29 protein-coding genes are annotated in these 26,561 nt (G+C 61.3%); 7 read left to right on the plus strand and 22 right to left on the minus strand.

Features of this window, described 5'->3' with window-relative positions; genetic code table 11:
• Window positions 1–5: 5 nt before the first annotated feature.
• The 7 genes from NKI22_RS10460 to eno all read right to left on the minus strand — a co-directional run bounded on the left by NKI22_RS10460 (window position 6) and on the right by eno (window position 6,890).
• A complete protein-coding gene (locus NKI22_RS10460) occupies window positions 6–644 on the minus strand; it encodes an SGNH/GDSL hydrolase family protein (protein WP_352641860.1) in 639 nt (212 codons plus the stop codon).
• On the minus strand, window positions 641–1,060 hold the full coding sequence (locus NKI22_RS10465) for a hypothetical protein (protein WP_023717565.1): 420 nt from the start codon (window positions 1,058–1,060) through the stop codon (window positions 641–643). Before NKI22_RS10465 ends, NKI22_RS10460 begins: the two co-directional genes overlap by 4 nt.
• Window positions 1,061–1,077: 17 nt before the next feature.
• Window positions 1,078–2,493 (minus strand): pyruvate dehydrogenase complex dihydrolipoamide acetyltransferase, encoded by a 1,416-nt coding sequence (locus NKI22_RS10470; RefSeq protein WP_023717564.1) that lies wholly within the window; start codon window positions 2,491–2,493, stop codon window positions 1,078–1,080.
• An 18-nt stretch (window positions 2,494–2,511) separates the two neighbouring features.
• Window positions 2,512–3,933, minus strand: coding sequence for a pyruvate dehydrogenase complex E1 component subunit beta (locus NKI22_RS10475; protein WP_352482537.1), 1,422 nt, complete (start codon window positions 3,931–3,933; stop codon window positions 2,512–2,514).
• A gap of 15 nt (window positions 3,934–3,948) precedes the next feature.
• Complete coding sequence (gene pdhA, locus NKI22_RS10480; protein WP_502895946.1) at window positions 3,949–4,989, minus strand: pyruvate dehydrogenase (acetyl-transferring) E1 component subunit alpha; 1,041 nt, start codon at window positions 4,987–4,989, stop codon at window positions 3,949–3,951.
• 171 nt (window positions 4,990–5,160) lie between these two features.
• Window positions 5,161–5,481: an FtsB family cell division protein gene (locus NKI22_RS10485; protein ID WP_023717561.1), complete on the minus strand. Its 321-nt coding sequence runs from the start codon at window positions 5,479–5,481 to the stop codon at window positions 5,161–5,163.
• Between the two features lie 134 nt (window positions 5,482–5,615).
• The gene (eno, locus tag NKI22_RS10490) at window positions 5,616–6,890 is read right to left on the minus strand and encodes a phosphopyruvate hydratase (protein ID WP_023717560.1); all 1,275 of its coding nucleotides are present in this window, start codon (window positions 6,888–6,890) and stop codon (window positions 5,616–5,618) included.
• Between the two features lie 214 nt (window positions 6,891–7,104).
• On the opposite strand from eno, the gene NKI22_RS10495 reads away from it, so the two are divergent.
• Complete coding sequence (locus NKI22_RS10495; protein ID WP_352958416.1) at window positions 7,105–7,227, plus strand: hypothetical protein; 123 nt, start codon at window positions 7,105–7,107, stop codon at window positions 7,225–7,227.
• A 62-nt stretch (window positions 7,228–7,289) separates the two neighbouring features.
• Here NKI22_RS10495 and NKI22_RS10500 read toward each other — a convergent pair whose 3' ends face one another.
• The 5 genes from NKI22_RS10500 to NKI22_RS10520 form a co-directional block, all read right to left on the minus strand.
• Entirely contained in the window at window positions 7,290–7,655 is a 366-nt protein-coding gene (locus NKI22_RS10500) for a PRC-barrel domain-containing protein (protein ID WP_023717559.1), read from the minus strand.
• A 122-nt stretch (window positions 7,656–7,777) separates the two neighbouring features.
• Window positions 7,778–8,629, minus strand: a complete 852-nt coding sequence (kdsA, locus tag NKI22_RS10505) for a 3-deoxy-8-phosphooctulonate synthase (RefSeq protein WP_031193559.1) — start codon at window positions 8,627–8,629, stop codon at window positions 7,778–7,780.
• Window positions 8,626–9,510, minus strand: coding sequence for a VOC family protein (locus tag NKI22_RS10510; RefSeq protein WP_352815369.1), 885 nt, complete (start codon window positions 9,508–9,510; stop codon window positions 8,626–8,628). Before NKI22_RS10510 ends, kdsA begins: the two co-directional genes overlap by 4 nt.
• Window positions 9,511–9,814: 304 nt before the next feature.
• Complete coding sequence (locus NKI22_RS10515) at window positions 9,815–10,102, minus strand: Dabb family protein (RefSeq protein WP_023717556.1); 288 nt, start codon at window positions 10,100–10,102, stop codon at window positions 9,815–9,817.
• Window positions 10,103–10,204: 102 nt separating this feature from the next.
• Window positions 10,205–10,339 (minus strand): hypothetical protein, encoded by a 135-nt coding sequence (locus NKI22_RS10520; protein WP_023675095.1) that lies wholly within the window; start codon window positions 10,337–10,339, stop codon window positions 10,205–10,207.
• 186 nt (window positions 10,340–10,525) lie between these two features.
• On the opposite strand from NKI22_RS10520, the gene NKI22_RS10525 reads away from it, so the two are divergent.
• A complete protein-coding gene (locus tag NKI22_RS10525; RefSeq protein ID WP_352641869.1) occupies window positions 10,526–11,515 on the plus strand; it encodes a glycerophosphodiester phosphodiesterase family protein in 990 nt (329 codons plus the stop codon).
• A gap of 87 nt (window positions 11,516–11,602) precedes the next feature.
• On the opposite strand, the gene NKI22_RS10530 is transcribed toward NKI22_RS10525, so the two are convergent.
• A complete protein-coding gene (locus tag NKI22_RS10530; RefSeq protein ID WP_352641871.1) occupies window positions 11,603–13,582 on the minus strand; it encodes a bifunctional 2',3'-cyclic-nucleotide 2'-phosphodiesterase/3'-nucleotidase in 1,980 nt (659 codons plus the stop codon).
• Between the two features lie 130 nt (window positions 13,583–13,712).
• The gene (locus NKI22_RS10535; RefSeq protein ID WP_352496508.1) at window positions 13,713–14,978 is read right to left on the minus strand and encodes an NAD(P)/FAD-dependent oxidoreductase; all 1,266 of its coding nucleotides are present in this window, start codon (window positions 14,976–14,978) and stop codon (window positions 13,713–13,715) included.
• 180 nt (window positions 14,979–15,158) lie between these two features.
• Between NKI22_RS10535 and NKI22_RS10540 the strand changes: the two genes are divergently transcribed.
• The gene (locus NKI22_RS10540) at window positions 15,159–15,815 is read left to right on the plus strand and encodes a 5-formyltetrahydrofolate cyclo-ligase (RefSeq protein WP_352641873.1); all 657 of its coding nucleotides are present in this window, start codon (window positions 15,159–15,161) and stop codon (window positions 15,813–15,815) included.
• 30 nt (window positions 15,816–15,845) lie between these two features.
• Here NKI22_RS10540 and NKI22_RS10545 read toward each other — a convergent pair whose 3' ends face one another.
• A complete protein-coding gene (locus NKI22_RS10545) occupies window positions 15,846–16,319 on the minus strand; it encodes an Lrp/AsnC family transcriptional regulator (RefSeq protein ID WP_023675099.1) in 474 nt (157 codons plus the stop codon).
• Window positions 16,320–16,477: 158 nt separating this feature from the next.
• On the opposite strand from NKI22_RS10545, the gene ald reads away from it, so the two are divergent.
• Window positions 16,478–17,593: an alanine dehydrogenase gene (ald, locus tag NKI22_RS10550; protein ID WP_352641875.1), complete on the plus strand. Its 1,116-nt coding sequence runs from the start codon at window positions 16,478–16,480 to the stop codon at window positions 17,591–17,593.
• Window positions 17,594–17,792: 199 nt separating this feature from the next.
• Window positions 17,793–19,094, plus strand: a complete 1,302-nt coding sequence (locus tag NKI22_RS10555; RefSeq protein WP_352641877.1) for an outer membrane protein — start codon at window positions 17,793–17,795, stop codon at window positions 19,092–19,094.
• A 204-nt stretch (window positions 19,095–19,298) separates the two neighbouring features.
• Here NKI22_RS10555 and NKI22_RS10560 read toward each other — a convergent pair whose 3' ends face one another.
• From NKI22_RS10560 to NKI22_RS10590, 7 genes are all read right to left on the minus strand, one after another.
• Entirely contained in the window at window positions 19,299–19,766 is a 468-nt protein-coding gene (locus NKI22_RS10560) for a DUF1203 domain-containing protein (protein ID WP_352641879.1), read from the minus strand.
• Between the two features lie 76 nt (window positions 19,767–19,842).
• Window positions 19,843–20,649 (minus strand): 4-hydroxy-tetrahydrodipicolinate reductase, encoded by an 807-nt coding sequence (gene dapB, locus NKI22_RS10565; RefSeq protein WP_023717549.1) that lies wholly within the window; start codon window positions 20,647–20,649, stop codon window positions 19,843–19,845.
• Window positions 20,650–20,765: 116 nt separating this feature from the next.
• Window positions 20,766–21,158 carry an OmpA family protein gene (locus tag NKI22_RS10570; RefSeq protein WP_352815372.1) on the minus strand — a complete coding sequence of 131 codons (393 nt, stop codon included), beginning with the start codon at window positions 21,156–21,158 and terminating at the stop codon, window positions 20,766–20,768.
• A gap of 86 nt (window positions 21,159–21,244) precedes the next feature.
• Window positions 21,245–21,808: a GNAT family N-acetyltransferase gene (locus tag NKI22_RS10575; RefSeq protein WP_023717547.1), complete on the minus strand. Its 564-nt coding sequence runs from the start codon at window positions 21,806–21,808 to the stop codon at window positions 21,245–21,247.
• On the minus strand, window positions 21,808–22,665 hold the full coding sequence (gene sseA, locus NKI22_RS10580; protein ID WP_023717546.1) for a 3-mercaptopyruvate sulfurtransferase: 858 nt from the start codon (window positions 22,663–22,665) through the stop codon (window positions 21,808–21,810). The genes NKI22_RS10575 and sseA overlap by 1 nt, the downstream gene beginning before the upstream one ends.
• A gap of 35 nt (window positions 22,666–22,700) precedes the next feature.
• Window positions 22,701–23,444 carry an alanyl-tRNA editing protein gene (locus tag NKI22_RS10585; RefSeq protein ID WP_352496515.1) on the minus strand — a complete coding sequence of 248 codons (744 nt, stop codon included), beginning with the start codon at window positions 23,442–23,444 and terminating at the stop codon, window positions 22,701–22,703.
• On the minus strand, window positions 23,444–24,478 hold the full coding sequence (locus tag NKI22_RS10590; protein WP_023717544.1) for a cysteine synthase A: 1,035 nt from the start codon (window positions 24,476–24,478) through the stop codon (window positions 23,444–23,446). The genes NKI22_RS10585 and NKI22_RS10590 overlap by 1 nt, the downstream gene beginning before the upstream one ends.
• 215 nt (window positions 24,479–24,693) lie before the next feature.
• Between NKI22_RS10590 and NKI22_RS10595 the strand changes: the two genes are divergently transcribed.
• Window positions 24,694–25,515 carry an SDR family oxidoreductase gene (locus tag NKI22_RS10595; protein WP_352482520.1) on the plus strand — a complete coding sequence of 274 codons (822 nt, stop codon included), beginning with the start codon at window positions 24,694–24,696 and terminating at the stop codon, window positions 25,513–25,515.
• A gap of 8 nt (window positions 25,516–25,523) precedes the next feature.
• On the plus strand, window positions 25,524–26,498 hold the full coding sequence (locus NKI22_RS10600; protein ID WP_352641884.1) for an alpha/beta hydrolase: 975 nt from the start codon (window positions 25,524–25,526) through the stop codon (window positions 26,496–26,498).
• Window positions 26,499–26,561 lie beyond the last annotated feature (63 nt).

Raw genomic sequence — 26,561 nt, forward strand, 5'->3', positions numbered from 1 at the left:
CTCCTTCACAATTCCAGCATGACACGCACGAGCGGCGCCAGCGCCTGCCCGATATTCCGCGTGTTTTCCGCGTCGAGGTGGACGCCGTCGAGCGGCGTCGTTTCGGCCACCGCGCCCGCATTGAAGAAGCCGCAGCCGGCCTCGTCGGCAAGGGCGGAATATTGCGGCGCCAGCCGCTTTGACGCGTCATCTCCGCCGGCGAACATTTCTTTGAACTCGGCGTTTTCCGTGCGGCTGACTACGGGCGGCGCGACGATCAGGATCTGCGGCGCCGGCCAATCGAACGGGTAATCATGACCGCGCACAATATCGATCAGGCGTTGCACGCCTTGTTTGGCCGCGACCGGATTGCCGTGAATCCACGGCTTCATATCGTTGGCGCCGAGCATGATGACGATCAAATCGATCGGCGCATGAGTCGTCAGGATCGTTGGCAACAGCCTTGCGCCATTGCGGTCCGCTCCGGCCAAGTGATCGTCGAAGGCGGTGGTTCGGCCATTCAGGCCTTCGGCGATGACCTCGACGCCGCTGCCCAATGCCGCCTGCAGCACGCTCGGCCAGCGATCTTCCAGCGGATGTCGGCCGAGGTTTGCCGCGTCATAGCCCCAAGTAAGCGAATCGCCGTAGCAGAGGACCGTCTTCATGTGCCTGCCCCGCCGAAACCTGGTTGCGAGCGCGCCAATCGCCAGCGCACGAAAAGCCACTGGACCAGCACCGTAGCGATGCCCGGCAGGACGAGACCCGCGACTATGGGAAGATCGCCCGACCATTGGCTCTTGCCTGGGGGCTGGGAGAAAGTCCAGCCGATCAGGGAAACTCCAACGAGCACAAAAAACGCTACCCCTATGGTCGCCGTCAGCTTTGTTGCCCGTCGTGGGTCCGACATGAATTGTGCGATGAAGAACGCGACCGTCACGAGGACGGTGACGAGAGCCGAGATCATAAACACAAGGATGTACTCTACGTCGGCATTGGTTGCGACGGCGAGCCACTGCGCCACCAATCCGCCGGCCAAACCGGAAAGAAAGAAGGCAAAAAGGCTGGTGAAGAATTTCCGCACCGCCCTGTTCCCTTCTCTTAGACCAGCATGCCCATCGGGTTTTCGACCATGCGTTTGAAGGCGACGAGCAGCTCGGCGCCGAGCGCACCGTCGACGGCGCGGTGATCGGTCGACAACGTCACCGACATGATCGTGGCGATCTTGATCTCGCCGTTCTTGACCACCGCGCGTTGCTCTCCGGCGCCGACCGCCAGGATCGTCGCATGCGGTGGGTTGATGACGGCAGAAAAATCCTTGATGCCGAACATGCCGAGATTGGACACTGCCGTGGTGCCGCCCTGATATTCTTCCGGCTTCAGCTTGCGGCTGCGGGCGCGGCCGGCAAGATCCTTCATCTCGTTGGAGATAACGGACAGCGTCTTTTCGTCGGCACGCCGGATGATTGGCGTGATCAAGCCGCCGGGGATCGACACTGCAACACCGACATCGGCATGCTTGTGCTTGACCATGGCGTTTTCTGTCCACGACGCATTGGCATCCGGCACCGCCATCAGCGCCATGGCCAGAGCCTTGATGACCATGTCATTGACGGAAAGCTTATAGGCCGGCGTTTCCCCCTTCTCGGTCTTCTTCACCGGGGCGGCCGCATTGATCTGCGTGCGCAGGGCCAGAAGTGCGTCGAGCTCGCAGTCGAGCGTCAGATAGAAATGCGGGATGGTGGTCTTGGCCTCGACCAGCCGCCGCGCAATTGTCTTGCGCATATTGTCGTGGGGGACCAGCTCGTAGGAGCCTTCGGCAAACAGTTTGAGCACCTGCTCGTCGGACATTGGCTTGGGTGCTGCTGCCGCAGGTGCCGGAGCACCGGCGGCCGCTGCTTTTGCTGCTGGTGCCGCCTTGGCGCCGCCACTGGAAATTGCGGCCTCGACATCGGCCCTGACCACGCGACCATGCGGGCCGGAGCCCGTCACCGCCGACACATCGACACCGGCTTCCTTGGCGATGCGGCGGGCCAGCGGCGAGGCGAAGATGCGGCCGTTCGCGGATTGGCTGATCTCCCCCCGTGTGGGGGAGATGGCCGGCAGGCCAGAGGGGGGCGCCTCGCTCCCTGCGGCAGGAGGGACAGCGCCCCCCTCTGTCGACTTCGTCGACATCTCCCCCACGGGTGGGGAGATTGGCGCTTTTTCCTGCTTCGCCTCAGCCTTTGCCGGCGCAGCGCCATCACCGCTTTTGGCGGCAGAAGCAGCATCCTCGCCCTCCGCCGCCAGCACCGCGATCAGCGCATTGACCTTGACGCCTTCAGTGCCGGCCGGAACCACCAGCTTGGCAACCGTGCCTTCGTCGACGGCTTCGACTTCCATCGTTGCCTTGTCGGTCTCGATTTCGGCAATCACGTCGCCCGGCGAAACCTTGTCGCCTTCCTTGACCAACCACTTGGAAAGATTGCCCTCTTCCATCGTGGGCGACAGCGCCGGCATGGTGATGTTGATCGGCATTTTGTCCTCCCGCCCTGCTCAGCGATACGTGACGGCTTTGACCGCCTCGACGACCTCGCCGACATTGGGCAGCGCCAGCTTTTCGAGGTTCGCCGCATAGGGCATCGGCACGTCCTTGCCGGCAATGGTAATGACCGGTGCGTCGAGGAAATCGAAGGCGCGCTGTGAGACCTGATTGGCGATATGGTCGCCGACCGAGTTCTGCGGAAAGCCTTCCTCGACCACCACCAGGCGATTGGTCTTTTTGACCGAGGCGATGATCGTGTCGAAGTCGAGCGGGCGGATAGTGCGCAAGTCGATGATCTCGGCATCGATGCCCATGCCGCGCAACTCCGCCTCCGCCTTGATCGCGTAGGTCATGCCGATGCCGAACGAGACGATGGTCACGTCCTTGCCGGATTTGTGAATGCGCGCCTTGCCGATCGGCAACACGAAATCGTCCATCTTCGGCACGTCGAAGGAGTGGCCGTAAAGGATTTCGTTTTCGAGGAAGATGACCGGGTTCGGATCGCGGATCGCCGCCTTGAGCAGACCCTTGGCGTCGGCGGCGGTATAAGGCATCACCACCTTCAATCCAGGAATATGGCTGTACCAGGCGGCATAGCACTGCGAATGCTGCGCGGCGACGCGGGCAGCAGCGCCGTTCGGGCCGCGAAAGACGATCGGGGCGCCCATCTGGCCGCCGGACATGTAGAGCGTCTTGGCGGCTGAATTGATGATCTGGTCGATCGCCTGCATGGCGAAGTTGAAGGTCATGAATTCGACGATCGGCTTCAGGCCGGCCATCGCCGCGCCAACACCAACGCCGGCAAAGCCGTGCTCGGTGATCGGCGTGTCGACCACGCGTCTCGGACCGAATTCCTGCAACAGGCCTTGTGTGATCTTGTAGGCGCCCTGGTACTCGGCGACTTCCTCGCCCATGACGAAGACGTCGCCGTCGCGGCGCATTTCCTCCGCCATTGCGTCGCGCAACGCTTCACGCACCGTGGTCGAGACCATTTCGGTGCCGGCCGGGATGTCCGGATCGGCGGCAATTTCCAGCTTGGGCGCGGCGGCAACAGGTGTTGCCGCTTCGCTCTTGGCCGGAGCAGCAGCGGGGGCCGGAGCAGCCGCGGGGGCCGGAGCAGCCGCGGGCGCTGCCGCTTGCGACTCGACAGCCTCCTCGCCAATGCCTTCGCCCGCCTCGTCGATGTCTTCGCCATCGAGGGCCAGCACAGCGATCAGCGTGTTGACCTTGACGCCTTCGGTGCCGGCAGGAACCACGATCTTGGCAAGTGTGCCTTCATCGACGGCTTCGACTTCCATCGTTGCCTTGTCGGTTTCGATCTCGGCAATGGCGTCACCGGCTGCGACTTTGTCGCCTTCTTTCTTCAACCACTTGGAAACATTACCCTCTTCCATGGTCGGCGAGAGGGCGGGCATGAGAATTTCGATCGGCATGTCCTTGCCCTCTCGTTAAAGTACGATATCGGTCCAGAGCTCGGACGGATCCGGCTCCGCGTCGTTCTGGGCAAATTCTGCAGCGTCGGCGACAACGTCGCGGACTTCCTTGTCGATGGCCTTGAGCTCGTCCTCGCTTGCCCATTTCTTGTCGAGCAACCGTGCCTTGACCTGTTCGATCGGGTCACGTTCGGAGCGCATTTTCTGCACTTCTTCCTTGGAGCGGTATTTTGCTGGATCCGACATCGAATGGCCGCGGTAGCGGTAGGTCTGCATTTCGAGAATGAGCGGCCCGTTGCCGGCGCGGCACCATTCGGCGGCGAGGTCGCCGGCGGCCTTGACGGCGCGCACATCCATGCCGTCGACCTGGATGCCTGGAATCTTGAAGGAGGCGCCGCGATGCGAAAAATCCGTCTCGGCCGACGAGCGCGAGACCGAGGTGCCCATGGCGTAGCGGTTGTTCTCGATGATGTAGACCACCGGAAGCTTCCATAGCGAGGCCATATTGAAGCTTTCGTAGACCTGGCCCTGATTCGCGGCGCCATCGCCGAAATAGGTCAGCGTCATATTGTTGTTGCCGCGATAGCGGTTGGCGAAGGCAATGCCGGTGCCGAGCGACACTTGCGCGCCGACGATACCGTGGCCGCCGTAAAAATGCTTCTCCTTGGAGAACATGTGCATGGAGCCGCCCTTGCCTCTCGACAGGCCGCTACGGCGCCCGGTCAGTTCGGCCATGACGCCGCGCGGCGACAACTCCATGGCCAGCATATGGCCATGGTCGCGATAGGCGGTGATCATCTGGTCGCCATCGATCAGCGCCATCTTCATGCCGGTAACGACCGCCTCCTGGCCGATGTAGAGATGGCAGAAACCGCCGATGAAGCCCATGCCGTAAAGCTGGCCGGCCTTTTCCTCGAAGCGGCGGATGAGCAGCATGTGCCGGTAGGCGGCAAGCTCCTGGTCTTTGGTGAATTCAACAGGCTTTGGGGTGGAAAGGCCCATCGTTTTGCCGTCGGATTTGGATTTGGCAGGCGCTTTTCTGGCGGCGGTGGCCATGCATCACTCCCTGTTGGCGTCTCTTGGCGGACAGCGAGGGAGATCAGTTCTCCCACCGATTTGAGGCAGGCTAACATGCAGGGAAGGCTTTCGCCATGCCGAAAACGCATGGCTGTCATGCATCTAAGCGCCTAAAATCATTGCAAATATCGCCGATTAACTGAAATTGCGTTATCTTGCGACCGGCAGCATGATGGTGATCTCGTCGGCATGGGACAGATTGAGCGCCTTGCGCGCCTGCTCGTCCAGCATGTCCTTCTCGAGCGTGCCCTCATGCATCAGCTGGACGCGGCGCTCCAGGTCGATCCGGCGTGCCTTGACGGCATCAAGCCTGCCCTGCAATTCGACAGTCTCGGCTTCGAGCCGATACTTGGAATAGATGCCGAACTCGCCATGATAGGCATGGAAGCCGAAATAGGTCAGGAACACCACGCAGAGGGAGGGGATGATCAGCCGGCCGGTGTTTCTTTGCTTGTGCTGGCGTGTCCACATGGTCCGAATCCTCTGCGCCGCCTTTGTCGCCCGATTGTGCTTAATGGACGGTTACGGATTGCTGGATTCGGAGCCCTGAAAGCAAAAGGGCGGGAATGTCCCCGCCCTCGCTCGCTCGGATTTTCTGTCGAAAATCAGCTTTTAACGATCGACTTGCCGGCATACCGCGCCTGCTTGCCGAGCTCCTCTTCGATGCGGATGAGCTGGTTGTACTTGGCCATGCGGTCCGAGCGTGACAGCGAGCCAGTCTTGATCTGCCCGCAATTGGTGGCAACGGCGAGGTCGGCGATGGTCGAATCCTCGGTCTCGCCCGAGCGGTGCGACATCACCGCGGTATAGCCGGCCTTGTGCGCGGTCTCGACGGCGTCGAGCGTTTCGGTAAGCGAGCCGATCTGGTTGACCTTGACCAGGATCGAATTGGCGACACCCATGCGGATGCCGTCGCGCAACCGCGCCGTGTTGGTGACGAACAGATCGTCGCCAACCAGCTGCGTTTGCTTGCCGATGAGGTCGGTCAGCATTTTCCAGCCGTCCCAGTCGTCCTCGGCCAGGCCGTCCTCGATGGTGATGATCGGGTAGTCGGCAGCGAGCTTGGCCAGATATTTGGCTTGCGCCTTCGGGTCGCGGGTCTTCTTCTCGCCTTCATAGACGTAGTTGCCGTCCTTGAAGAACTCGGTCGCCGCGCAGTCGAGTCCGAGTGCGACCTCCTCGCCTGGCCTGAAGCCGGCCTTCTCGATCGATTCCATGATGAAGTCGAGCGCGGCCGGCGCGCTTTTCAGGTTGGGGGCAAAGCCGCCCTCGTCGCCGACATTGGTGTTATGGCCGGCATCCTTCAGCCTCTTCCGCAGCGTGTGGAATATCTCCGAGCCCCAGCGCACGCCATCGCGCAGCGTCGGCGCGCCGATCGGCAGAATCATGAATTCCTGGAAATCGATCGGGTTGTCGGCATGCGCACCGCCGTTGATGATGTTCATCATCGGCACCGGCAGCACATGCGCCTTGGTGCCGCCGACATAACGGTAGAGCGGCAGGCCGGCCGCTTCGGCCGCGGCCTTGGCCACAGCCAGCGACACACCGAGAATGGCGTTGGCGCCGAGCCGGCTCTTGTTGGGCGTACCATCGAGCTCGATCATGGTTTGGTCGATGTGGATCTGATTCTCGGCCTCCATGCCGCCGATCGCCTCGAACAGCTCGCCGTTCACTGCCTCAACCGCCCTGAGCACGCCCTTGCCGAGATAGCGGGGGCCGCCGTCGCGCAGTTCGACCGCCTCATGCGCGCCGGTCGATGCGCCGGACGGCACCGCGGCGCGGCCCATTGAGCCGTCTTCGAGCACGACGTCGACCTCGACGGTCGGATTTCCGCGGCTGTCCAGGATTTCACGCCCGACAATGTCGATGATGGCCGTCATTGCGATGTCCCCGATTGATCGATTGAAGCGTCGCGCACCTCTTAGCCAAAGCGCTGCAAAACGCAATCGGGGCACTTGCAAATATTGCCCGTGCGCCCATTGCCGCTCTTGGGATTCACGAAGCACAAAGCGCTGTCATCATTTGTCATGCGCGGCATGCCGGTTTCTGGTTTATGGCTGTTGTCGCGCGGGGCGAAACAGGAGGAGTTTCGCCATGTCCCAGTTGAGCGGTATTGTGAGTTTCTTCCTGATTGCGGCTGCGTTCCTGACGTCGTGCGACAATCAGCAACCCCCGCAGGGATCGTCGCCTTTGCCGGCCCTGCAAATTGCGCAGTAGCATCCCGCCACATCGAAAGGCCCCCGATTTCCCGGGGGCCTTTTTGATTCCAGGAGACTTAGTCAGTGCCAGTAAGGCTCGACCTTGTAGTAGTTGTATGAGGCGTCACGTGCAGCCTCGCCGTCGGCGCCGGTCAGCTCGTTGATCGAGTAGGAAGGAGCGGCCATCAGCTGGTCTTTGGTGAACGGCACGACATAGCCACCCCTGTTCTCATCATAATCAAGGCTCGCCCACGGAATGGCGTGGTATTTCTCGCCAATGCCGAGAAATCCGCCAAAACCGATCACGGCGAACATGATTCCGTTCGACAATTTGTCGAGCATGACGTCCTCGATGTCGCCGATATGAGTGCCTTCCGTGTTGTAGACCGATGTGCCGATAACCCGCGAAGCGGCAATGGCTTCGGTGTGTCCCGTCTGGGTCGTCATGGTGTGCTCCTCGTCGTCGTTGACATTAGATTTTGACAATGAGGGCCGCGGGCTAAGGTTCCAGACAGGTTCGAAATTCTTCAAAGTTTTCTTGGCGACGCTGCTGTGGCGCAACTGCTGGTTCAACCCACGCTCTTGGCGATGCGATCGAACGCCATCAGCCGTTCAAGCAATGCGGGAAGATCCTTTAGCGGCACCATGTTGGGGCCGTCGGAAGGCGCGTTGTCGGGGTCCTGGTGCGTCTCGATGAAGACGCCGGCGACGCCAACCGCGACAGCCGCGCGCGCCAGCGTCTCGACAAAGCGCCGGTCGCCCCCAGACGAACCGCCCTGCCCGCCCGGCTGCTGCACCGAATGAGTGGCATCGAAAATGACCGGCGCGCCGATCTCGGCCATGATCGGCAGCGCCCTCATGTCGGACACCAAGGTGTTGTAACCAAAGGATGCGCCGCGCTCGGTCACCAAGACATTGGCGTTGCCGGAGCCGGTGATCTTGGCGACGACGTTCTTCATGTCCCATGGCGCGAGGAATTGGCCCTTCTTTACATTGACCACCTTGCCGGTTCTTGCCGCAGCAATCAGCAAATCGGTCTGCCGGCTGAGGAAGGCAGGAATCTGCAGAATGTCGACATGCGGCGCGACGATCGCGCATTGTTCCTCAGTGTGGACGTCGGTCAGGATCGGCAGCGAAAAATTCTTGCGCAAATCGTCGAAGATCGGCATTGCCGCTTCAAGTCCCGCACCGCGCGTGCCGCCAAGCGAGGTGCGATTGGCCTTGTCGTAGCTGGTCTTGTAGACGAGCCCGATGCCGAGCCGTTCGGTCAATTCCTTCAGCGCACCGGCCATGTCGAAAGCGTGCTGCCGCGATTCCAGCTGGCATGGACCGGCGATCAGCGATAGGGGCGCGCTGTTGCCGAAAATGACCTTTCCGATCGCAACGGAAGAATTTGGCATCAGAGGATTGAGCTTGTTCATGCGATCTCCCGGAAAATGAAGGCCGCGCCCTGCCCTGGCGCCGGCGACACGATGATATCACCGCCGCGTATGTCGTGTTCGACGGAATTGGCTGCAAGCAGCTTTGCGACGGTGTCGCAGTGCCTAATCGAAAAGACGATCCCAGCAAAGCGGAGTTCAGACGGCGCCCCGGCGGGAATGCCGAAGCGTGCCGCAAAGGCTGCAGGATCCAGAACGGTCACAGCGGCATTCGGCAGCTTATAGACAGTGCCGCTCTGCGCCTCCATCCCGGCTGCGATCGAAATCACATGGCCTTGTTCGGAAGGTTCGCGGCTGACTGCCACGACTTCGACAATGCCGGTTGCGCCATTAGCGTGGGCCTGCAAAGCGGTGCGGTCGACCTTCGGCGCATTGATCCGTTCGCAGGCGAAGAGAAAAGCGTCCGTTGCCTTGCCTAGAGCCGCGAAGGCAAGCTTGAATGATGCGGTGTCGCTCTTTCCTGTCGCATCAGCGAAGGCGCGCGAAAAGCTGAGCATGTCTCCCGCCGACAGTCCGGCTTCGATGAAGCGCGCGTGGTCCGCGGCGGCGCTTTCGGTGCCCAGCACCACGGCAGAAAATCCTTCATCACCGTTTCTTTCGCGGTAGGTGTGATCCCGCGCGACAAAGACATTGCGGTTCGCGATCGCCGTTGCCACGGCCTGTCGGTCGGCGACCGCGAGCGGCTCGAGATAGGTACCGTCGGTGAGGAAGACACAACAGTTTTCCGTTCCGAAGGGATGGATACCCGTCGGCGCAACGGTAAAGCCGAGCAAGGTCAAGCGCGCCCGCGCAACATCGAGGCTCGCGGTCGGCAACACCAGGTGATCGAGCGGATGAGGGCTTACGGGGGTGTTCTCGGTCATGTCCCGCGCGGTGTGCCTCATTCCTGAAAATGGTTCAAGGGCTTAGCCGGCACCTCGGCGGCGATCGCAGTGCCCGGCCGCGAGGAGCCGACTTGCCGCCGTCAAAAATCATCCTAGCTCATTGCCAGGGGAAGAGACCTTTTCATTGCCCTGGCCGTTATTGCGATAGCAGTTATCGCCGTGCTGATCTGGAACGCGCCAAAGCGGCCGGGCGTCGATCCGACCGAGACCTCCGCGGCTCAGACGGAATGAATCGGGCTGCGGCGCGGCCCCGCTCCGCGACGTGAAATCTGCCTTAGGGCGGTCAACTTGCCACTATATCGGCCGAATAACGCAATTCGCGCAGCGGTTTTACCCGGCTGGTGGTCTCTGCATAGAGCGGATGCGCCTTGTAGGCGGCGAGCGCTGCCTCGTCTTCGAACTCGGCGTAGACGACCACATCGATTTCATCCGAGAGCGGGTCGACCTTGGTGTTGAGCGTCACCTCGAAACGGCGCGAGTGGGGTATCTTGCCGAGCGCCAGCAGACCCGTACGCACTGCCTCGACGTCCACTTTACGACGCGCGCTGAAGAAAACGATATGCCGGATCAACCCAGCCTCCTCGACCGTTGGACCGGCGTTCTTTTGTGTCAGCGGGAGCGTGCCGTCAATCGGCAGGATGTCGCGTCGGCGAACCGTGGCGAAGAAGAGAAACTACACCATACTGGTTACATAGTGCACGACGCGGGTCACCTCCCTGATGGTCCTGTCGAGGTAGCGGCCTTGGTTGTAAATGCCGTCCCAGATCAGGAAGAAGGTGACGGTCGTGATGATGATGACATAACGCATGGCTAAAACTAGCGCATATGGGTGGTTGCAACCATAGTGATTCCGGCCCTGCTGGGACCCTCCCCGAATTTTAACGGTCTTTGGCCTGTCTGCTGCGATGCTTGCTGGCCAAACTGGCGCTACCGCTGCAGGCGGCTTGGAAAGATAACCCCGCTCGGCTTCGACGACCGCTTCAGGAATCATACCATGCGAAAACGGACGATCTCCCTCATTGCAGTTCTTGTCGCTGCAGGCGGCATCTGGCTCAACAACACTTCGCTGCTGTCGAGCCGGCCGGCCGTCACCCCTTCGGTGCTTGCCCATCGCGGCCTGGCTCAGGATTTCGACCGTACGAACCTCGGATCGGAAACATGCACGGCCGATCGCATGCTGACGCCGCGCCATTCCTTCCTCGAAAACACGATACCCTCGATGGAAGCCGCCTTCGCGCTCGGTGCGGACGCGCTCGAACTCGATGTCCATCCCACTACGGACGGCAAGTTCGCCGTCTTCCACGATTGGACGCTGGATTGTCGCACCAACGGCAAGGGAGAAACGCGCCGCCATGCGATGTCCGAATTGAAGACGCTCGATATCGGTTATGGCTACACTGCCGATGGCGGCAAGACCTTTCCGTTTCGCGGCAAGGGTGTCGGCATCATGCCGTCGCTGGATGAAGTCTTGCAGCGCTTCCCGAACCGGCGTTTCAATATCAACATCAAAAGCAACGATCCCAAGGAAGGCGAGATGCTGGCCGCCTGGCTCGCCATATTGACGCCGGCCGAGCGCGCCAATCTGACGGTCTATGGCGGCGACAGGCCTATAGAAGCAGTGAAGGCAGCGTTGCCGGACATGCATACGCTGAGCCGCGCATCCCTGACGCGCTGCATTCTTCGCTATGCTGCGCTCGGCTGGAGTGGCTACGTTCCGGATGCCTGCCGCCAGGGCACCTTGCTCATCCCCGTCAATGTCGCAAAGTGGATGTGGGGCTGGCCCGCCCGTTTTCTCGACCGTATGGACAGCGTCGGCAGCCGCGTCTACCTGCTCGGTCCCTATTCCGGCGGCGGCTTTTCACAAGGCCTCGACGACCCCGCCTCGATCGACCAACTGCCGGACGATTATTCCGGTGGGATTTCGACGGATGCGCTGGATCTGGTCATGCCTGCCGTCAAGCGGCGTTTCGCACCACCTGCCTGAAGAGGCTGCCTGCCTCAAACGGATCGGCCGTATCGGGACAGTATCTTAACGCTGAGACAGTTTCGAGCCGACGCTCAAATCCTCGCCTCAAAGAGTGATGCGGTACTTGGAAAACCCCGCTTCGCCCTCGCCCGCCGGCTCGATCTTCAGCGACTTCACTTGCGCAATAAACTCTCTCGCCTTGGCGCCGGTCTGGAACACGACGCTGGTTTCCGGCAGCGGCACAAACGACCAGTTGGCATCCGCCGACGGGTTGATGGTGCCTTTGCTGACGATATAGCGCACGATCACGTCGCGGTTGGTGTCGGGCGCTTCGTAGATGATCTTCGAGGCATTGATCTCCGGGAAATTGCCGCCGCCGCCGGCCCGGTAGTTGTTGGTTGCGACGACGAATTTCCGCATGGGATCAATTGGTTTGCCGTCGAACATCAAGTCAATGATGCGGTTCGAGCCGGCGTTCACCAGCCCGCCCTTCGAATCATATTTCGGTGGCTGCGACAGGTCGATCCGGTAGGTGACGCCGTCGATCACGTCGAAATTATAAGACGGGAAGTCGGTGTTGATGAGCGCCTGGTCAGCTTTGCCCGGCTCGATCCGGTTGAAGATGCCGGCCGACATTTCCAGCCATTCCTTCACCTCTGCCCCCGTGATTTCGACGGCGCGCACCGTGTTTGGATAGAGATAGAGGTCGGCGACGTTCTTTATGGCGATATCGCCTACCGGCACGTCGGTGTAATAGTCGGCGCCGTTGCGCCCGCCCGCCTTGAACGGTGCCGCCGCCGACAGCAGCGGCATATCCTTCCATTCGGTGTTCTTCAGGATGTCCTTCAAGTACCAGGTCTGCGCCTGGCTCACGATCTGCACCGATGGATCGTCGGCGACCAGCGCAAAATAGGAATAAAGCGGCGCCGAGGTTTTGCCGACCGGCCGACGCACATAGGCAAGCGTCGCCTCGTGGTCCTGTTTGAGCGCGTCGACGATGCGCTGGTCGTCAGCGACGGTCGGCTTGTTCGTCTTGTCGGCCCGCTCAAAGATAGGCCTGGCCTCAGAGGTCGCCGAGACGATTTTCCATGTCGATCCGTCGCGCTCCAGCAACAGATCGATCAGCCCCATATGCGAGCCCCAGAAGCCGGCCATGACGGCGGGCTTGCCTTGCAACGTGCCTTTCGCCGTATCGACGGCCTCCAGCGACTGAAAGTCCTTCTTACCAGGGAAGACCAGATGCTGGTGGCCCGTGAACACCGCATCGATACCTTCGACGCCGGCAACGAAGAAGGAGGCATTCTCCATCATGTCGCCTTGCTTCACGTCGATGCCAGAATGGGAGAGCGCAATGATGATGTCGGCGCCTTCTTCCTTCATCTGCGGCACCCACGCCTTGGCCGCCTCGACGATGTCGCGCGTCTTGACGCTGCCCTCGAGATTTTTCAGATCCCAGACCATGATCTGCGGCGGCACGAAGCCGATGATGCCGATCCTGATCGGCTGCTCGGCGCCCGACCCGTCTTTGATCTTCCTGTCGAGGATGACGTAAGGTTTGAGATAAAGCTTGTCTTCGCGCGGGTTCGCGGCAAGCTCCGTGCCGCGGATCAAATTCGCGCAGACGAACGGGAAATTGGCTCCGGCCAGCACCTTGTCCATGAACGACAGGCCGTAATTGAATTCGTGATTGCCGAGCGTCGAGCATTCGTAGCCGAGCAGGTTCATGCCCTTCATGACCGGATGCAGATCGCCGTCCTTCATGCCCCTCTCGTAGGCGAAGTAGTCGCCCATCGGGTTGCCTTGCAGAATGTCGCCATTATCGATCAGCATCGCGTTGGTTGCTTCCTTGCGCACGGCTTCAATCAATGATGCCGTTCGCGACAGCCCCATCGTGTCGTTAGGTTTGTCGGCGTAGTAATCGTAAGGAAGCACGTTCACGTGGATGTCGGTCGTCTCCATAATCCTCAGATGCGCCTGATTGGCTTGAGCCCGGGCGGAGAACGGGTGCAGCATGATCAGCGCTCCGCCGGTGGCGACGCCGGCGAGGAAATCGCGGCGTGAGACGAGGTGGCGCAATTGGGACATTCGTTTCTCTTTCTTCCACGACGTGACAAGTCCTGCCCGAAGCAAAGCTTCGCGCCGAAATCCAGCCGAGTCCAGAAGTCGATTCCATCAAGAGGAGGTGACGCGCTGATGAACGTCCGGCAGCGAACAATCAGCCCTTGTCGTCGTCGCCCTGGGTGATCAGCCGAGCGCTGCGCTGACCGGTGAAGTAGATCCATAGCCAGCTCAGGGAAACCGCAAGCCGGTTACGGAAGCCGATCAGGAAGTAGATATGCGCCAAGCCCCACAGCCACCAGGCAAGCCGGCCGGTGAGCTTGATCCAGCCGAAATCGATGGCCGCGGCGCGCTTGCCGATCGTCGCCAAATCGCCGTCATGCCTGTAGCGGAACGGACGTACCGTTGTTTCGCCGGCGAGCCTGGCCTTGATCGTCGCGGCGACGTGCCGTCCCTGCTGCTTGGCGGCGGGCGCGACGCCCGGCACCAGCCGGCCATCCGGCCGCAGGACGTGTGCTGCGTCACCGATGACGAAAATCTCCGGGTTTCCCGGCACAGTGAGGTCGGGCTCGACAAGCACCCTGCCCGCGCGGTCCGCTGCCGTGCCGAGCCATTCGGCGGCCGGCGAAGCGGCGACGCCCGCCGCCCAAAGAATTGTCCTGGCCGGCAAATGCCTGTCGCCGAAGACGACACCCTCAGCATCGCAGCGTGTAACCGCCCGGCCGAGTTCGACGGTCACGCCGAGTCGTTCGAGCGCCTTCATTGCATAAACGGAGAGCTCCGGCGCGAAATTGGCAAGAACGCGGTCGCCGGCCTCAATCAGCACCACACGCGTCTCGCGCGTGTCGATGTTGCGGAACTCGCCGCGCAGCGTGTCATGCGCCAGTTCGGCAATCGTGCCGGCCAATTCCACGCCGGTCGGCCCGCCGCCGACGATCGCCAGCGTCAGCAGTGCCTGGCGCTTGGCGGGATCGGTTTCCCGCTCGGCCTGCTCGAAAGCCAAAAGAATACGCCGTCGGATGGTGGTGGCGTCCTCCAGCGTCTTCAGGCCCGGCGCGAACGGCTCCCATTCGTCATGGCCGAAATAGGCGTGCCGCGCACCGGTGGCCAACAGCAACGTGTCGTAGGCGACCGCTCCGCCATCCTGCAGCAGCACGCGCTTGCCGGTGCGGTCGATGCCAGTCACGGTCGCAAGCAGCGTCGTCACGTCCTTGCGTTTGCGCAGGAGATGGCGGATCGGCCAGGCGACTTCGGAGGTTGCCAGCGCCGTCGTCGCCACTTGGTAGAGTAGCGGCTGAAAGAGGTGATGATTGCGCCTATCGATCATGGTGATGCGCACCGGCGCGCCAGTAAGTGCGCGGGTGAATTCGAGGCCGCCGAATCCGGCGCCTACGACGACGACGTGATGGTTGGCTGTGTTCATCTCACTCATCCCTCTCGCCAAGGCTGATGTAAGTATCCTTGTGCAGTGCAGCAATGCCTGCGCTGCACCTGCCTGGGACTCGTCGCCTGATGTCGTGAATACGCATGCTGCAGACTCATTCCCGGATATAGCCTACGTCCCAGATATGGCTTGGTCGGAACAGTATATTGCAGGTGAATCATGGCTAAGGATGAAGATGAAGGCTCGGGGCAGTACGCCTCGCCGCCTTGTTTTATGCACGAGCTCGATCCGGAGTTCCAAGCGCCGCTGTCCGAATGGACCGATGTCAGGCGCTGGCGCAAGGCCGAGCGCGAGCGGTTGATCGCATCCCGCCTTGCCGTTTCCGCCGACATGCGCACAGCCATGTCGCAGCGCATTGCCGATGGTCTCGATGCGGTGATCGGCGACATCGCCGGGCGCATGGTCAGCCTCTACTGGCCGTTTCGCGGCGAGCCGGACCTGCGCTCGTGGATGGAAACCGTTAACGCGCGGGGTGGCCGCACGGCGCTGCCCGTTGTTGTGGAGAAAGACCGGCCGCTGGTCTTTCGCGCCTATACCCACGGAGACCGGCTGGAGAAGGGCGTCTGGAATATCCCGATACCTGCCGAGGGTGATCCGGTGCTGCCCGACATCGTCATTTCGCCGATCGTCGGCATCGATCCCGGACAGTTTCGCCTGGGCTATGGCGGCGGCTTCTTCGATCGCACGCTTGCCGCGATGCCGTTCAAGCCGCTGGTCATCGGCGTCGGCTACGAGTTGCAGCGCATCGTGACCATCTACCCGCAGCCGCACGATATTCCGATGGACCGTGTGGTGACCGAGTCATTCAACGTTTAGGCGAGTTTGGGGCCTAGGCGAGTTCGGGGCCTAGGCTAGCTCAGGCTTCATTCCAACGGCCGTGCGATCGACGATTTCGCGCAAGGCAAAGGACGAATTGATCTTCGTCACATGCGGCATTGCCGAAAGCCACTCCTTGTGGATGCGTTCGTAGTCGACGAGATCCTTCGCCGCGATGCGCAAGATGTAATCATACTCGCCCGACATCAGATGGCAGGACAGGACGTTCGGGCAGCGCTTTATCGCCGCTTCGAAATCCGACAACGTTTTCTCGAACTGCCCGGACAGCGATATATGCACGATCGCCGTCATCTGGTGCCCAAGTGCGGCGTTGGACAGCCGGGCGTGATAGCCGCGGATGGTTCCGGATTTCTCCAGATTGTCCAGCCGCCGCGAACAGGCCGACTGCGACAGGCCGACCTTTTCGGCGAGCGCTGCATTGGGTATCCGCCCATCCTTCTGCAATGTCTCGAGAATGGCGATATCAATCCTGTCGAGCGGCATTTTTGCGGGTTCCTGCGATAATTCTACTGTTTCGCGCAACGATTATCGAACAGTAGTCTCTTCGGCAAGCGCATTCGCAAACACTTCCCGAACGATTCGTGGTTCACTATCTCTAGACAGGGAACAGGCCCTAAAAGGGCCGGATCAGGAGAAAAAAGATGCGCGTCGGTTGCCCCCGGGAAATCAAGAACCATGAATACCGCGTCGGCCTGACACCGGGCTCGGTCCGCGAATATGTCGCGCATGGCCATGAAGTGCTGATCGAGACCGGCGCCGGCGCCGGCATCGGAGCCGACGACAACGCGTACCGCGCCGCCGGCGCCACGATCGCCAAGACGGCGGCCGACGTGTTTGCCAAGTCGGACATGATCGTGAAGGTCAAGGAGCCGCAGCCCAACGAATGGGTTCAGCTCCGCGACGGCCAGATCCTCTACACCTATCTGCATCTCGCCCCGGATCCGGAGCAGACCAAGGGCCTGCTGGCCTCCGGCGTCACCGCAATAGCTTACGAGACCGTCACCGACGAGCGCGGCGGCCTGCCGCTCTTGGCACCGATGTCGGAAGTTGCCGGCCGCCTGTCGATCCAGGCGGGGGCCACGGCGCTGCAAAAGGCCAATGGCGGCCGCGGTGTGCTGCTTGGCGGCGTGCCCGGCGTGCTGCCCGGCAAGGTCACTGTGCTCGGTGGCGGCGTCGTCGGCCTGCATGCTGCACGGATGGCTGCCGGGCTTGGCGCCGACGTCACCATCATCGACCGCTCGATCCCGCGCCTGCGTCAGCTCGACGATATCTTTGGAGGCCGCGTCCACACCCGCTACTCGACCGTCGAGGCGCTGGAGGAAGAATGTTTTTCGGCTGACATCGTCGTCGGCGCCGTGCTGATCCCGGGGGCAGCCGCGCCCAAGCTGGTGACGCGCGAAATGCTCTCGGGCATGAAGAAAGGCGCCGTGCTGGTCGACGTCGCCATCGACCAGGGCGGCTGCTTCGAGACCTCGCACGCCACCACCCATGCCGAGCCGACCTATGAGGTCGACGGCGTCATCCACTATTGCGTCGCCAACATGCCGGGTGCGGTGCCGGTCACATCGGCCCACGCGCTCAACAATGCGACGCTGCACTATGGCCTGCAACTCGCCGACAAGGGCCTCAAGGCGCTGGTAGACGACCACCATCTGCGCAACGGGCTGAACGTCCACAAGGGCAAGATCACGAATCGCGCAGTGGCCGAAGCACTCGGTTACGAGCTGGTCGAATCAAAGGCCGTTCTCGCGGCCTGATTTCCAACCGTTTTTTCCGGATGAGTCGCCGATGCCGTCGGCGGCTTGCTTGTTCACAGGCAATTTTCACGGTCTACAGCGGATTTTTCCCGCATCTGGTGCCCGTTTGATGCAATGTGCTCTTTCTGTGGCTTTTTTGTTACAGCCGCCCTAATGACCCGATGCTAAGAAGATGCTGGGTTTATTAGGGGTAGGGCAAATGATCAGCAGAAAATCCGCTAAATCTCTTCTTCTTGGCGCAGTTTCCATTCTGGCGCTTGGGTCGGTTGCTCACGCCGCCGACGTGGTCGAACCGGTGGTTGAGACGGCGGGTTTTAACTGGAGTGGACTCTACGTCGGCTTTGGCGTTGGCGCCGGGGCGAACGTCCACGAGTTGAGCAGCGATTTCATTCCTGGGGTGTCGTTCAACGGCATTGGTGGCGAAGGCGTGTACGGTGAACTCACCGTTGGGTACGACTATATGGTGGCGCCGCGCTTCCTGATCGGAGGACTTCTAGACGCTCATGCCGGCAACATCGAAACCTCGCTCGACGTTGCTGGATTCGATGCGTCGGTCAAAGAAACCTATGGTTTCGACGCTGGCTTGCGGGCAGGCTACCTCTTCACGCCAAACACTTTGGGTTACGTGCTTGGTGGCTATTCCTGGCAGAAATACAAATTCGACACGAACGCAGGCTTTGATTTCGACTGGGACCAGAACGGCTATTTCGTCGGAGCCGGCGTTGAGACGGCCATTAACAGCAACTGGACCATCAAAACCGAATATCGTTATACCCAATTCAGCACCAACGATGATCTCCTCTCCGAGTTCGGCGCACCAGATGGCGCACTCAACCTCGACACATCGCGGCATACGTTCCAGGTTGCCGCCAACTATCGCTTTGGCGCCCAGAATGGCGGCGTTGCGTCTTTTGAAGCGCCTGCCTACAACTGGACCGGCTTCTATATCGGTGGTGCGGGCGGCGCGGGTGCGTCGGTGCATCAGATCAATGTGCCGCCGCTTGGCGACCTGGAATTCAACGGTATCGGCGGCGAAGGCGTATTTGGCGAATTGAACGCGGGCTACGACCATGATTTCGGCAGCTGGGTTGTGGGAGTCATGGTGGATGCTCGCTACTCCGGCATGACTACGGAGCTGGAAGTGCCCGGCGGATCCATCAATCTGGACACAGACTATGGCTTCGATGTGCTGGGCCGGGTCGGTTTGAAAGTCAACGAATCGACCCTCGCCTATGTGCTTGGCGGCTACAGCTGGCAGCATTTCGATCTGAACGCATCTTCACCCATCGGCGACATCATCGATTGGGGCTCTAGCGGCTTCTCGGTCGGTGGTGGTTTGGAAGCGGCCGTGACCAACAACGTAACTGTCGGTCTCGAATATCGCTATTCGCAGTTTGCCGAGAAGGATATTCTGGAGGAGTTTGGAGGGCCGGGCGATGTCCTCACCACCACTCCTTCTTTCCATACCGTCCGCATCGGTGCGAAGTATAAATTCAACTAAGGCCCTCCAGGCAAATCGTTCGAGCCCGCCGGTTAATCCCGGCGGGTTTTTTCTTTGCGGACGATGCAGGCACAAAAAAGCGGAGCCAAAGCCCCGCTTCCTCGGTTGTCGAGAATTCCCGCCGGTTCATCCGCGGTCGGCAAATCGATCGACAGTCGCTTTCTGCGGGAGTACGACAGCCTCAAGCCGGTTCAGCCGATCCGATTACACGCGGTCGATCCGACACTGATAGCAATTGTTGCGTGCAGAGCGGATGTGGACGTAAGCAATGTCGTCGCGCTCGAACAACGTCTCCGCCCGTGCCGCGATGGCATCGGTCGGAATGACGCCGCCGCTGCCATAGACGATGCGGTCGTCCTTGCCGTAGCCGCGCACGATGTAATCGCTGCTTTCGAGTATATCGGGAAGCGTTTCCCCCTCGGCGGCGCGTTCGCATTCTTCCGCATGCAGAAAGATCGGCCCGGTTTCGGCATAAGGCTGCAGCTCAGGAAAAGGCCGATAGGCCAGAACAAGATAGGCTTCTCCCACAGCAACATTCTTCAGGCAGTGGCGGCAAGGCACGTCGTCGCCGTCCGAAATCTGCCGCTCTGGCTTCAGGTCATAAGCATCAGGTCCGCCGCGCTGAAGCGCGCGAACCGCATCGGTTGGCAAGGCTTTGAATTTTAGCGTCATGGCTAAATCTCCGGTGTCGTTGACCGGAAATTATGCTCGCAAGACAGAGCTTCCCACCCGATTCCTGCCAAATGAATCAGTCCATCAACGCGTCGAGACCACGCACCAGGCCTTTGATCTGCTGTACCCGCCTGATGGCGAGCAGCGTGCCCGCCACGTAAGGCGCCGCGGACGAGCCGGCATCGTGGCGGATGGTCAGCCGCTCGTCTGGCAGGCCGAACAACGCCTCGCAGGACAGGATGTAGGACGGCAGGCGAAGCGCGTGCACTTGCACCCCCTCGCCCGCGCCGACCGCAGCACCGCGTGTAGCCGGCACGCCGGAGACCTCGGAGACCGGCTTTGCCGTCGAAGCCTTGCGGATGTCGGCCAGCGCTTCAGCAAGTTCCCGCGCGGTACCGGAGGGCGCGTCGGGCTTCTTTGCACTGGCATAATCGATGACCTCGACATCCGGCACGTATTTTGCCGCCATAAGTGCAAACCGCTTCATCAGCGTAGCGGTGATGGAAAAGTTGCCGGCGGCAACGACGCCGACGCCGTGGGCGCGCGCCGCGGCGTCGATGTCGGCATAGTCGGCAGCACCCAGTCCCGATGTGCCGATCACAGCGTGCCGTCCCTTGTCGATGGCGAGCAGCACATGGTCTTTCACGACATGTGGCTTGGTGAAGTCGACCAGTACGTCCGACGGCGCCTCCAGCGCCTCGGCCAGCGAGGCCGAAACGGAGATACCATTAGCCGGCATGCCAACCAGCAGGCCGGAATCCTGCCCCGCGCCGCTACGTGACACAGCCCCGGCCAGCGCCATGTCACCTTGCGCCCCGATCGCCGGAACCAGCGCCTTGCCGACCCAACCGGTCGCGCCGGCCATTACCACGCGAATTGCCATCGTGCGATCCTCCATCACCATCGGTTTTTAGACGACAGCGATATGGAAAGAGCCCGGCTCATTCAAGTCGGGCTCGCCTTTGAATATTGATCCAGACCCTGAACGGCTAGATCATTTTAACGGATGAAGTCGTCGAAGCGGCACAGCGTCACCCGGCGATTTCGCCAGTTCTCATTCTGCGTCTGCACGAGCAGGAACTCCTCGCCGTAGCCGACGGTTTCGAGCGCATAGCCCGGCACACCGAATTCACGCAGCAAGGTGCGCTTCAGCGAGGCGGCACGTTGTTCGGACAAAATCTGATTCGACTGGAAGGAGCCCACAGCATCGGTATGGCCTTCGATCAGCACGCGGGCACCCGGATCGCGCCGCAGAATGCGCTGAAGTGCATCGGCGATGTTTTCGATCTTGGCGTATTGCGCGGCCGAAGGCGTGGTCGCCTGGGCAACGGCAAGGGTCGGCATGGCGAGTGCCGCAACCAACACGGCGGCAAATGTGCGTCGGGTCAGCATGTCTTTTCTCCTTCGGCCCTCGGCCGCATTGTGATGCCGACAAGATGGCAAAGACTAGCTGAAGCTTGGATGAACGAGCCTGAAAATCAGGGCCGCATGACGCTGGCCGCGCGCTCGGCAAAAGGCATCGGATGTACGACCTCCTTTTTTTGCGCCACCGGCGTGAAGCCGAGTTTTTGATAAAGCGGCAAGGCTGCTGGGTGATCAAGGGTGCAGGTCTGCACCGTCACCCGCTTGGGTCCGTGCGCCCAGGCTGCGGCGATTGCCGCACCGAGGAACCAGCGGCCAATGCCTTGCCCGGTCGCGTGCTCCATCATGCCGAAATAAGCGAGTTCCACTTCCTCCGGCAGATGCGGCTTGAGGTCGAAGAAGCCGGCCGGCGCGCCGTCGAGATAAAGCACCCTGATGTCGCGGTCCTCGCGATGGATGCCCGCCGCAAGCTCCTCGTCATTCAGTCTCAGCACGTTGACCCAGTGCCATTTGCGGCCGACCCGATCCATCAAATAGCGGTAGAAATGCAGCGGAATGTCTTTGGTCTTGAGCAGCGCGATCTGGCGGTTGTACGGCAGCGGCGGCGAATAGGCAGGCGGCACATGCATTTCGAGAAATGTCACGGTGACGTCGATGTCTTCCAGCGCTCCGTTTTTCATCACCGTCGGTCCTTGCCCGTCACGACGGGCGTGTCGGAAAGCCCACCCCATTCCGTCCATGACCCGTCGTAAAGCCTGTTTTCGGCATGGCCAAGCGTCTCCAGGGCCAGCGTGATGGCTGCCGCGGTGACCCCCGAACCGCAGGAGGTGACGACCGGCTTCGACAGATCGATGCCGGCCTCCTCGATCACTTTGCGCAGCCTGTCCTTGGGCAGCAATTCGCCGTTTTCCGAAAGCGCCGAAAACGGCACGTTGTGCGCGCCCGGCATGTGGCCGGAGCGGATGCCGGGGCGCGGCTCCGGCTCGGTGCCGGCAAAACGGCCAGGCGAGCGTGCGTCGGCGATCTGGCTCTCCCCCGTCTCGACGATCCGGCGCATGTCGGCAAGGCTGGCGACGCGGGCGGCATCGAAGTTGGCATAAAACACGCAAGGCGCGATCTTCGTCGGCTCCGCCGTCACCGGCCGTCCGGCGGCTTTCCAACGATCGAAACCGCCGTCGAGTATATAGACCTGGAACACGCCCATAACGCGAAACAACCACCAGGCGCGCGGTGCAGAAAAGAACCCTGGCCCGTCATAGACAACAATCGTGTCGTCGGCCGAAATGCCCATCGCGCCGACATATTGGGCAAAATGCTGCGGCGACGGCAGCGTGTGAGGCAGAGCCGCGTCGGGGTCCGAAACCGCATCCTGGTCTAGGAAGCGGGCGCCTGGAATATGCGCTGCGTCATACTCGGCGCGCGCGTCGCGCTTTTGCGCCGGCAGATACCAGGACGCGTCGACGATCGTCAGCCCAGGCTCGCCGAGCCGCTTCTGCAACCAATCGGCATCGATGGTGAAAGGACTGTCGTCGGCCATCTTTTCTCTCCTGTCCCGCCTGTCCCAGTCCTATATCAGGCTGGCGGCATCGGGCCAAAGCGAATGCGGAAGCGCCGGTTCTCGCGGCCCTTCTTCTCGATCTTGCCGATATGGATCTCGCCGATTTCGCCGGTGCTCCTCACATGGGTACCGCCGCAAGGCTGGCTGTCGACCGAAGCATTCTCGCCGATGCAGACCAGCCTGATCTTTCCCGTGCCGGCCGGCGGCCGCACATTCTTGGATTTCACCAGGCTTGGATTGGATGCCAGCTCCTCGTCGGAGATCAGCCGGGTGAAGATCGGGTGGTCGGCCCGCACCAGTTCCATCAGCCTGGCCGTCACGTCTTCCTTGGTGAAGCCGGCATCCGGGATGTCGAAATCGATACGGCTGTCGTCCTCGGAAACCGCGGCACCGGTGATCGGGAACGGACAGACGACGGTAAGCAGATGGCAGGCCGAGTGCATCCGCATCAGCAGCTGCCGCCGCGGCCAGTCGATGGCGAGCCTCATCCGCTCGCCCAACCGTGGAACCGCCTGCTCCGGCGCCGGCACATGGATGATCTCGTCCTTGGTTTCGCCGGTGATCGTAGCGGCAATCGCAATGCCGGTGCCGTCGGTGCGTTCGAGGCTGCCAGTGTCGCCCGGCTGCCCGCCCGATGTGGCGTAAAACACGGTCCGGTCCAGAATGATGCCGCCGCGATCGTTGACTGCGACGACGGTGGCGTCGGCCGTCCCCAGATAGGCGTCGTCACGAAACAGCGCTTCGGTCTTGTGCGCCATCACGCGACCCTTTCGAACGGCACCGAAATCGTGCTCCGTTGCTCCATCCAGCCCGGCACCGGCAGCTTCTTTTCGCGCAGGAATTCAGGATTGAACAGCTTCGACTGATAGCGCGTGCCGTAGTCGCAAAGCATGGTCACGATGGTTTGGCCGGGGCCTAGCTCGCGCGCCAGGCGAATGGCGCCGGCAATGTTGATACCGGTCGAACCGCCAACGCAAAGTCCCTCCTCCTGGATCAGGTCGAATACGATCGGCAGTGCGTCCTCGTCGGGGATCTGGAAGGCAAAATCGGGTGTAAAGCCTTGGAGGTTGGCGGTGATCCGCCCCTGCCCGATGCCTTCGGTGATCGAACTGCCCTCGGATTTCAACTCGCCGCTGGTGTAGAAGGAATAGAGCGCAGCCCCCAGCGGATCGGCCAGTGCGATCTTGACCTGGCTGTTCTTGGCCTTCAGCCCGAAGCCAACGCCTGCCAGCGTGCCGCCGGAACCGACCGCCGACACGAAACCATCCACCTTGCCGCCGGTCTGGTTCCAGATTTCTTCGGCTGTGGTGCGGATATGGCCGTCGCGGTTGGCGACATTGTCGAACTGGTTGGCCCAGATCGCGCCGTTCGGCTCGGTCTTCGCCATTTGCTCGGCCAGCCGGCCCGACAGCTTCACGTAGTTGTTCGGGTTCTTGTAGGGCACGGCTGGCACTTCGATCAGCTCGGCGCCGAGCAGTTTGATCGTATCCTTCTTCTCCTGGCTCTGGGTATCGGGAATGACGATCACCGTGCGGTAGCCGAGCGCCTTGGCAACCAGTGTCAATCCGATGCCGGTATTTCCGGCCGTCCCTTCGACGATGACGCCGCCGGGCCGCAGCAGCCCGCGCTGTTCCGCATCGCGGATTATGAACAGGCCGGCGCGGTCCTTGACCGACTGCCCGGGATTCATGAATTCGGCCTTGCCCAGGATCTCGCAGCCGGTTGCTTCCGAGGCCTTGTTGAGGCGGATCAGGGGCGTGTTGCCGATCACGTCGATCACAGAACGGGGCATGGAGATTCCTTTGTGGGTGCGGCGAAACCCTAGAAACCCGACGCTTCGGTTTCAAGGCAAGAATTTGCCTGGTCCAGTCGCATTTCGCACACTGCAATTGCTGCAGCCAGGAGCGCCCGGCCGGCATTCATTTCAACCATGTACCGAAAAGCACTCTTTTCATTCGATTTCTTCACCGCTAGAGCACAGGCTAAGAAGAGCCGGCGGGGCGCAGCATGACACTCTATCGGGCCAATCCGAAGCATGGCGTCGCCTGGATTACGGGCGGCAGCAGCGGTATCGGCCGTTCGCTGGCCAAGGATCTTGCGGCTCAGGGCTATGTCGTCGCAGTAACTGCGCCCGATGACCATCCGATCGATACGCTCATCGTCGAAACGGCGCAGATGGCGGGCCGTGTCGTAGCCTTTCCCTGCGACGTGACCGACGAAAAACGCATGGCAAAGACGGTTGCAGCGATCGAGAAAGATCTCGGTCCGATCGTGTTGGCAGTGTTCAACGCGGGAAGCTATATCGCAACGCCGGGCGAGGATCTTGTCGCGCGCAATTTCCGTCGGTCTTTCGAAGTCAATTATTTCGGCATCATCAATGGCCTGCTGCCGGTCATCGAACGCATGCGCGTGCGCTCGCGCGGCCATGTCGTGCTGATCGGTTCGGTCACCGCCTATTTCGGCTGGCCCACCACCGCCGCCTATGGCGGCACCAAGGCGGCAGTCAATATCTTGGCCGAGTCGCTGAAATACGATTTCGACAAGATGAACGTCCGCATCCAGGTGATGAATCCAGGCTTTGTCGACACGCGGCTGACCGAGAAGAACTTCCTGCCGATGCCGGGCTTGATGCCGGTCAATCTGGCCTCGCGCCGCATCGCGCGAGGCATCGAATGCGGTGGCTTCGAAGTCACTTTCCCACGCCGCCTGAGCTGGACACTGAAGCTGCTCAGGATACTACCGAGGCCGTTCTGCCGATGGGTGATCAGCACCGTCACCCGCTGGAATGCGCGGCCGTTGAATTTCGACCGCAAGCCACCGGTCGAATAGGATCCGTGATGGGGCGACGGATCATGTTTGCGGTGCTGGGTCTTGTCCTCATCCTTGTCCTGGCCTTGGCGCTTGGTCCACGCGTCCTCGTCGAAACCACAATCCGTTTCGATCCCTCAGTAATCGGCGACGATCCGCAGGCCTATCTGGCGCGCCGGGAGGCGGCCGTGCCCGGCATCCGCGACGGGCTGGACAAGGAAATCATCTGGGCCGACCCGATGGTCCATGCCAAGACGCCATTCGCGATCGTTTACATCCACGGTTTTTCTGCGTCGAAGGGCGAGGTTCGTCCACTGCCCGATGAGGTGGCCGACCAGCTTGACGCCAATCTTTTCTACACGCGCCTGAGGGGACATGGACAGGATGGCGCCGCGATGACGCAAGGCAGCGTCGGTGCCTGGATCAACGACTACGAGGAAGCGCTCGCTATCGGCCGAGCGATCGGCGACAAGGTGATCGTCATAGCCACCTCGACCGGCGGCTCGCTGGCGGCGTGGGCCGCGACGCAGCCAAGCGCATCGAACAGCGTCGCGGCGATCGCATTCATCTCGCCGAATTTCGGCGTCAAGGCTTCCGGCGCCGAATTGCTGACCCTACCGTGGGGCAGACAGATCGTCGAGCTCGTCGCCGGCAAGGAGCGTAGCTTCGTGCCACGCAACGCGCTGCATGAAAGGTTCTGGACCTACCGCTACCCGATCGCCGCGACATTGCCGATGGCGGCGCTGACAGAGCTTGCCTACGGCGCGCCGGTGGAGAAGACGTCCATCCCTGCCCTGTTCATTTTTTCGGATTCGGACAAGGTGGTACGACCAGATCGCACCCGCGAAATCGCGGCTCGCTGGGGCGCCGCACATGAATTGGTGCCGGTCGACGATACCGGCGACCCCGACAACCACGTCATTGCGGGTGACGCGCTGTCGCCATCGACCACGGCTTTCCTGGCGCAGCGGATTGTCGTGTGGGTCGAGGCGGTGGTGAAGTAACCAAAGGCCTCAAAGCAAAAGGGCGACCGGAGCATCACTCCGGGCGCCCTTTTCAATCGTGAG

Source organism: Mesorhizobium sp. M0778 (genome assembly GCF_040320105.1).
Lineage (GTDB): Bacteria > Pseudomonadota > Alphaproteobacteria > Rhizobiales > Rhizobiaceae > Mesorhizobium.

What these genes read in the sequence shown, in the direction of transcription:
- NKI22_RS10600 (WP_352641884.1), top strand. Translation starts at nt 25,524, where the DNA reads ATGGGGCGACGGATCATGTTTGCGGTGCTGGGTCTTGTCCTCATCCTT.
- NKI22_RS10460 (WP_352641860.1), bottom strand. Translation starts at nt 644, where the DNA reads ATGAAGACGGTCCTCTGCTACGGCGATTCGCTTACTTGGGGCTATGAC.
- NKI22_RS10590 (WP_023717544.1), bottom strand. Translation starts at nt 24,478, where the DNA reads ATGCCCCGTTCTGTGATCGACGTGATCGGCAACACGCCCCTGATCCGC.
- NKI22_RS10485 (WP_023717561.1), bottom strand. Translation starts at nt 5,481, where the DNA reads ATGTGGACACGCCAGCACAAGCAAAGAAACACCGGCCGGCTGATCATC.
- NKI22_RS10510 (WP_352815369.1), bottom strand. Translation starts at nt 9,510, where the DNA reads ATGACCGAGAACACCCCCGTAAGCCCTCATCCGCTCGATCACCTGGTG.
- kdsA (WP_031193559.1), bottom strand. Translation starts at nt 8,629, where the DNA reads ATGAACAAGCTCAATCCTCTGATGCCAAATTCTTCCGTTGCGATCGGA.
- NKI22_RS10535 (WP_352496508.1), bottom strand. Translation starts at nt 14,978, where the DNA reads ATGAACACAGCCAACCATCACGTCGTCGTCGTAGGCGCCGGATTCGGC.
- NKI22_RS10595 (WP_352482520.1), top strand. Translation starts at nt 24,694, where the DNA reads ATGACACTCTATCGGGCCAATCCGAAGCATGGCGTCGCCTGGATTACG.
- NKI22_RS10495 (WP_352958416.1), top strand. Translation starts at nt 7,105, where the DNA reads ATGTCCCAGTTGAGCGGTATTGTGAGTTTCTTCCTGATTGCGGCTGCG.
- NKI22_RS10530 (WP_352641871.1), bottom strand. Translation starts at nt 13,582, where the DNA reads ATGTCCCAATTGCGCCACCTCGTCTCACGCCGCGATTTCCTCGCCGGC.
- NKI22_RS10540 (WP_352641873.1), top strand. Translation starts at nt 15,159, where the DNA reads ATGGCTAAGGATGAAGATGAAGGCTCGGGGCAGTACGCCTCGCCGCCT.
- NKI22_RS10470 (WP_023717564.1), bottom strand. Translation starts at nt 2,493, where the DNA reads ATGCCGATCAACATCACCATGCCGGCGCTGTCGCCCACGATGGAAGAG.
- NKI22_RS10585 (WP_352496515.1), bottom strand. Translation starts at nt 23,444, where the DNA reads ATGGCGCACAAGACCGAAGCGCTGTTTCGTGACGACGCCTATCTGGGG.
- NKI22_RS10560 (WP_352641879.1), bottom strand. Translation starts at nt 19,766, where the DNA reads ATGACGCTAAAATTCAAAGCCTTGCCAACCGATGCGGTTCGCGCGCTT.
- NKI22_RS10545 (WP_023675099.1), bottom strand. Translation starts at nt 16,319, where the DNA reads ATGCCGCTCGACAGGATTGATATCGCCATTCTCGAGACATTGCAGAAG.
- NKI22_RS10500 (WP_023717559.1), bottom strand. Translation starts at nt 7,655, where the DNA reads ATGACGACCCAGACGGGACACACCGAAGCCATTGCCGCTTCGCGGGTT.
- NKI22_RS10575 (WP_023717547.1), bottom strand. Translation starts at nt 21,808, where the DNA reads ATGAAAAACGGAGCGCTGGAAGACATCGACGTCACCGTGACATTTCTC.
- sseA (WP_023717546.1), bottom strand. Translation starts at nt 22,665, where the DNA reads ATGGCCGACGACAGTCCTTTCACCATCGATGCCGATTGGTTGCAGAAG.
- eno (WP_023717560.1), bottom strand. Translation starts at nt 6,890, where the DNA reads ATGACGGCCATCATCGACATTGTCGGGCGTGAAATCCTGGACAGCCGC.
- dapB (WP_023717549.1), bottom strand. Translation starts at nt 20,649, where the DNA reads ATGGCAATTCGCGTGGTAATGGCCGGCGCGACCGGTTGGGTCGGCAAG.
- NKI22_RS10570 (WP_352815372.1), bottom strand. Translation starts at nt 21,158, where the DNA reads ATGCTGACCCGACGCACATTTGCCGCCGTGTTGGTTGCGGCACTCGCC.
- NKI22_RS10520 (WP_023675095.1), bottom strand. Translation starts at nt 10,339, where the DNA reads ATGCGTTATGTCATCATCATCACGACCGTCACCTTCTTCCTGATCTGG.
- NKI22_RS10525 (WP_352641869.1), top strand. Translation starts at nt 10,526, where the DNA reads ATGCGAAAACGGACGATCTCCCTCATTGCAGTTCTTGTCGCTGCAGGC.
- NKI22_RS10555 (WP_352641877.1), top strand. Translation starts at nt 17,793, where the DNA reads ATGATCAGCAGAAAATCCGCTAAATCTCTTCTTCTTGGCGCAGTTTCC.
- pdhA (WP_502895946.1), bottom strand. Translation starts at nt 4,989, where the DNA reads ATGGCCACCGCCGCCAGAAAAGCGCCTGCCAAATCCAAATCCGACGGC.
- ald (WP_352641875.1), top strand. Translation starts at nt 16,478, where the DNA reads ATGCGCGTCGGTTGCCCCCGGGAAATCAAGAACCATGAATACCGCGTC.
- NKI22_RS10475 (WP_352482537.1), bottom strand. Translation starts at nt 3,933, where the DNA reads ATGCCGATCGAAATTCTCATGCCCGCCCTCTCGCCGACCATGGAAGAG.